This window comes from Agromyces humi, assembly GCF_009720255.1.
GTDB classification, from domain to species: domain Bacteria; phylum Actinomycetota; class Actinomycetes; order Actinomycetales; family Microbacteriaceae; genus Agromyces; species Agromyces humi.
The window spans coordinates 1-5,781 of sequence record NZ_WJSP02000237.1; the positions used below are offsets into that span (position 1 = coordinate 1).

General features: G+C 72.7%; 3 protein-coding genes and 1 pseudogene. 2 read left to right on the plus strand and 2 right to left on the minus strand.

Annotation, left to right across the window (positions count from 1 at the left end; all coding sequences use genetic code 11):
• Positions 1–1,633: beta-galactosidase (locus tag GH736_RS15805; protein ID WP_235934317.1), on the minus strand; the 1,633-nt coding region annotated here is incomplete at its 3' end.
• 83 nt (positions 1,634–1,716) lie between these two features.
• On the opposite strand from GH736_RS15805, the gene GH736_RS15810 reads away from it, so the two are divergent.
• Complete coding sequence (locus tag GH736_RS15810; protein ID WP_407922357.1) at positions 1,717–4,254, plus strand: DEAD/DEAH box helicase; 2,538 nt, start codon at positions 1,717–1,719, stop codon at positions 4,252–4,254.
• 70 nt (positions 4,255–4,324) lie between these two features.
• On the opposite strand, the gene GH736_RS15815 is transcribed toward GH736_RS15810, so the two are convergent.
• The gene (locus GH736_RS15815; protein ID WP_159605041.1) at positions 4,325–5,272 is read right to left on the minus strand and encodes an EamA family transporter; all 948 of its coding nucleotides are present in this window, start codon (positions 5,270–5,272) and stop codon (positions 4,325–4,327) included.
• Positions 5,273–5,376: 104 nt separating this feature from the next.
• Here GH736_RS15815 and GH736_RS15820 point away from each other — a divergent pair.
• Positions 5,377–5,781, plus strand: a pseudogene (locus tag GH736_RS15820) (hypothetical protein); the annotation flags it as partial.

A 5,781-nucleotide genomic window follows, 5' to 3' on the forward strand; every position in this document is an offset into this window, starting at 1 on the left:
CGCGCGTCGCGCCCGCGGCATCCGTGACCGTCACGGTCGCCGTATCGACCCCGAGCTCGACGGGGATGCCGGTCTCGGCCACCACGACGAGCGTCGGGCCATCGTCGTCGCCGTCGTCGGCGCCCAGCACCGTGAGCGGCGACGCGGTGAGCCATCGCACCCGTACGCCGTTCACCTCGAGGTTCACGGGCCAGTGCGCGACCGTGCCGGGCGCCACGTCGACCGGCACACGCGGGAACTCGACGCGCTCGCGCTCGAGGCCGATCGAGAACCGCGCCCCGCGGGAGGGCTCCAACGGCACGTGCGGCTGTTGCCACGTGATGAAGACCCAGGCGCTCGCGCCGTCGGAGCGGATCGCCCAGCGCAGGGTCTCGCCGTCGTCGACGCCGGTCGGCAGCACGTCGGGCAGTGTGGACGGCATGTCGGCCAATCGCTCGCCGAAGGCGACGAGGAACGCGTGCTGGCGGCGCAGCTCGGCGTGGCTCGGCGCGAGGACACCGGCGGCACCGATGGGCGCGTGGAAGTCGTAGTCGAACTCGGGCAGGTCGTTGGGATAGCCGGTGGCCTGCGACTCCTGCAGCGCGGGCCGCGGATTCACCCCGCCGCCGTACATGTAGTAGCCCTGCCAGCCCGATCCGTTGCCGATCTTGTCGTGCGCGACGGCCGCGATGTCGAGCGCGCCGAGCAGCGGGCGGCGGTGGTACGCGGTCGCCATGCCGCCGCCGAGCTCGCAGGTCGCGGCAGGGAAGTCGGGGGAGGGGAGCCGAGGCGTCGGCCCCTCGGCGTGGCCGCCGATGCCGGGGTGGTCGCGCAGGTCGGCGCCGATCCCGGGGTCATCCCACGTGTGCGAGAAGAAGAAGTGCTCGCGGAACGTCGTGTCCCACGGCTGGTCGGCGTCGACCCAGAAGCCGTCGCCGTAGCCGCCGTAGAGCGGCAGCACCTCGCCGGCGGGCAGGTCGGCGCCGCCCCAGGCCGTCGCGGTCCAGATGGGCGCGACGATCCCGTGCCGTCGCGCGATCGCCTTGAGGGTGACGAGGTGCCCGGGCTGGTCGTAGAGCTCGTTCTCGAGCTGGATGCCCACGACATTGGTGGCCGGCCCGCAGCGCGATGCGAACTCGCCGCCGAGCGCCGCGAACCACTCGTCGACGAGGGCGAGGTAGGCGGGGTCGTCGGTGCGGTGCCGCACCGGCGCCTCCTGCACCCAGTCGGGGAAGCCGCCGTTGCGCGCCTCGCCATGCGCCCACGGTCCGAGTCGTAGCACCACGTCGAGCCCGACGTGGGCGCAGAGGTCGACGAAGGCGCCCACGTCGAGCGCACCGGTGAAGTCGCGCCGACCGCGCACGGGTTCGTGGTGGTTCCAGAACACGTAGGTGGCGACGACCGTGATGCCGCCCGAGCGCATGAGTCGGAGGCGCTCCTCCCACTCGTCACGGGGCACCCGGCTGTAGTGCAGCTCGCCCGACACGGGGATCGCCGGCCGGCCCGCCACCTCCACGTACCGGTTCGTGAGGGCGATGCGGTCGTGTCGGTCGACCGTGTTGCTCATCGCCGGGCGCCGGAGCGGGCGGTCGTGCGGCCGGTGCGTCACCGTGAGCGGCGTCGGCGCGGCGGCGGGCGGCGGGGCTGTGGTCACTGCGGGCTGCTCCTTCGACTGTGTGCGCTCCCAGTTCTACCACGCGCCCAGTGGCGGCGCCCGCGCGTGACAGACTCGGACGGGTGACCCAGCCCCTGCTCGACCGCGTTCCGCGCCCGTACGACGCCGACGCCATGTACGACGCCTTCGTCGAGTGGGCCGACGATCGGGGCTTCGCGCTCTACCCTGCGCAGGATGAGGCGATCATCGAGATCGTCTCGGGCGCGAACGTCGTGCTCTCCACCCCCACGGGCACCGGCAAGTCGCTCGTCGCGGTCGCCGCGCACGCGGCATCCGTCGCCCGTGGCGGTCGCAGCTACTACACGGCGCCGATCAAGGCGCTCGTGAGCGAGAAGTTCTTCCAGCTCGCCGAGATCTTCGGTGCGGCGAACGTCGGCATGGTCACCGGCGACAGTTCGGTGAACCCCGACGCGCTCATCATCTGCTGCACCGCCGAGATCCTCGCCAACCTGGCCCTCAGGCACGGGGCGGATGCCGCGGTCGACCAGGTCGTGATGGACGAGTTCCACTACTACGGCGACCCCGATCGCGGCTGGGCGTGGCAGGTGCCGCTCATCACGCTCACCCGCGCGCAGTTCATCCTCATGTCGGCGACACTCGGCGACGTGACGGCGATCGCCGACGACCTCACCCGGCGCACCGGTCGCGAGACCGCGCGGGTCACCGGCGTCGACCGGCCGGTCCCCCTGCACTTCTCCTACGCGAGGACGCCCGTGCAGGAGACCGTCGAGGAACTCCTCGAGACCCGGCAGGCGCCGGTCTACATCGTGCACTTCTCGCAGGCCGCCGCGATGGAGCGGGCGCAGGCGCTCTCGTCGATCCGCGTGGTCTCCCGCGAGCAGCGCGACGAGATCGCCGAGGCGATCGGCGGATTCCGGTTCAACACCGGGTTCGGCAAGATCCTCTCGCGGCTCGTGCGGGCCGGCATCGGCGTGCACCACGCCGGCATGCTGCCCCGCTACCGACGGCTCGTCGAGACGCTCGCGCAGCGCGGGCTGCTGCGCGTCATCTGCGGCACCGACACGCTGGGCGTCGGCATCAACGTGCCCATCCGCTCGGTGCTCATCACCGCGCTGGCGAAGTTCGACGGCCAGAAGATGCGGCAGATCTCGGCCCGGGAGTTCCACCAGATCGCCGGGCGGGCGGGCCGGGCCGGGTACGACACCGCCGGTACCGTCGTGGTGCTCGCGCCCGAGCACGAGATCGAGAACGAGGCCGCCGTGCGCAAGGCCGGCGACGACCCGAAGAAGATCAAGAAGATCGTGCGCAAGAAGGCGCCGGCCGGCCAGATCACGTGGGGCGAGGGGTCGTTCGAGCGCCTCGTCGCCGCCGAGCCCGAGCCCCTCGCCCCGCAGCTGAAACTCACGGCGGCGATGCTGATCAACGTGATCGGGCGGGGCGGGGATGTCGCCCGCGGCATCCGCTCGCTCTGCTTCGACAACCACGAGCCGCGAGCCCGCCGTTTCGAGCTGGCGCGCCGCGCCCTCGACATCCTGCGCACCCTGCGGGACGCCGGCGTGGTCGACCTCCTGCCGGCCTCGGCGCCCGGGCGGCTCGCCGACCTCCGTCTCACCGTCGACCTGCAGCCGAACTTCGCACTCAACCAGCCGCTGTCGCCCTTCGCGCTGGCGGCCATCGAGCTGCTCGATCCCGACGGCGCGCCCGGCACGGGCGTCGGCACCGGCCACTACGCCCTCGACGTGGTGAGCGTGATCGAGTCGACCCTCGACGACCCCCGCCCCATCCTCTCGCAGCAGCAGTACAAGGCCCGCGGCGAGGCCGTGGGCGCCATGAAGCAGGAGGGCATCGAGTACGAGCAGCGGATGGAGCTGCTCGAGGAGGTCACCTGGCCGAAGCCGCTCGACGAGCTGCTGGTGCAGGCGTTCGAGACGTTCGCGTCGAGCCAGCCGTGGGTGCGCGACTTCGAGCTCAGCCCGAAGGCGGTCGTGCGCGACATGTTCGAACGCAGCATGTCGTTCGGGGAATACGTGTCGTTCTACCAGCTCGCGCGCAGCGAGGGGCTCGTGCTGCGCTACCTCTCCGACGCGTTCCGGGCGATCCGCCAGACGGTGCCGACCGAGGCGAAGGACGAGGAGCTCCTGGACATCATCGAGTGGCTCGGCGAGCTCGTGCGCCAGGTCGACTCGAGCCTCGTCGACGAGTGGAACGAACTCGTCGATCCCACCTCGCACCTGCCCGAGGACGACGCGCCCGTCGTGCCGCCCGCGCCGCCGTCGGTCGTGACGAACCGCCGCGCCTTCACGGTGCTCGTGCGCAACGAGCTGTTCCGGCGCGTGCAGCTCGCCGCTCTCGACCACGACGACGAGCTGCAGCTGCTCGACCCCGGCGAGCTGTGGCCCGACGCGCTGAACCGCTACTACGCCGAGCACGATGAGATCCTCACGGGCGCGGCCGCGCGGTCGCCGCGTCTCGTCACCATCGACGAGACGGATGCCGCGAGCGGGGTCTGGCGGGTCGAGCAGACGATCGACGACCCGGCCGGCGACCACGACTGGCGCATCCGCGGCGAGGTCGACCTCGAGGCGTCGGCCGAGGAGGGGGCCGCGATCGTGCGCGTGACCGAGGTCGTGCGGCTCTAGTCCCCTCGCCGGGGAGCTCTCTTCGGCGATCGTCCACGTCCGGGAGCGCCGAGTGGCTCGAGTCCGGGCGTCAGGCCAGCGCGAGCATGCCGGCGGCGACGAGCGCGAGCGCCAGGCCGAACCACTGCACGGGGGCGATGCGCTCCTTCAGCACGAGCGCGGCGAGCAGGATGGTTCCGGCCGGGTACATGGCGCCGAGCACGGCCGCAACCGAGAGGTCTCCGGCACGGATGCCGATGAGCAGCAGGCCGTTCGCCGTCACGTCGACGGCGCCGCAGAGGATCGCGAGGCGCACGCCCGCCGCGGTGGCGGAACGGGTCGGGGCGACGACCGTGCCCACGGCGGCGCGCGGCATCCGCTCGTCGACCGAATCGTCGACGGATGCCGCAGGGCCCCGAGTCCCGTCCCGCCGGCGGCGTGCGGCCACGAGCGCCAGCACGCCGACCGCGGCGAACATGATGGTCGCCGTGACGGCCCGGTTGAGGAGCAGCGGCACGACGCCGCTCTGCTCGGAGGTCTGGTCGATCGTCACGAAGAAGGCGCCGATCGCGACGCCCGAGCCGATCGCCATGAGGATGCCGCGGAGGCTCGGACGCACGGCGCCGCGCTCGGGAACGAATCCCACGAGCACGACCGCGACGAGGGCCAGCCCGAGCGCCCAGTAGCCGAGCGCCGCGAACCGCTCCCCGCCGATGACGAGGCCCCACACCATGGGGACCACGGCGGACACGACGGCGGTGAGCGGCGACAGGATGCTCATCGGCCCGATCGCGAGGCAGGCGTACAGCAGCGAGATGGCCACCGCGCCGATGACGCCCGACACGACGCCCCAGAACACGTCGTGGCCCGTCCAGTCGCCGCCGAGGAACGGTGCGGCGGCGGCGAGCAGCAGGAACCCGGTGAGCGCGGCGACCGCCGTGGCGAGCACGGAATTCACGCGCTTGGCGGCCAGTCCGCCCAGGAAGTCGGCCGCGCCGAAGACGAAGGCACCGAGGAGCGAGAAGACGGCGGTGACCATGGTCGTCCCAGCGTATCCGCGCCGCCCGGTGGTGGTGCCGGCCCCACTCGCGTTCGGGGGGCAGCCCCCAATCCGGGCCGCCGCGCGACGTTTAGGCTGGACTGGTGATGTCCCGGGGTGCGCGCGCGATCCGCGGAACGGCGGTGGCCGTGTTCGCGACCTTCGTGGCGTCCCTTGCGCACACCCTCGGGGGAGGCACCCCTCCCGGACCCGTCGCGCTCCTGGTGGCGCTCGCCTTCTCGGCGCCGCTCGCGATGCTCGTGACCGGGGCGCGGGCCCGCCTCGCGCGCACGATCATCGCCGCGCTGGTCGCGCAGGCGGCGCTGCACCTCTGCTACGCGCTCGGGTCGGCCGCGCCCGTCGCGGCTGCCGGCGGGCAGGCGGGCGACGTGGGATCGGCCGCGCATGGCGGCCACGCGGGGAATGCCGCGCTGACCCAGCCCCTCACCGTTCCAGACGGAGTCGCACTCGACCACGGCCACGCCGGGATGCCGCTCGCCCACCTGGTG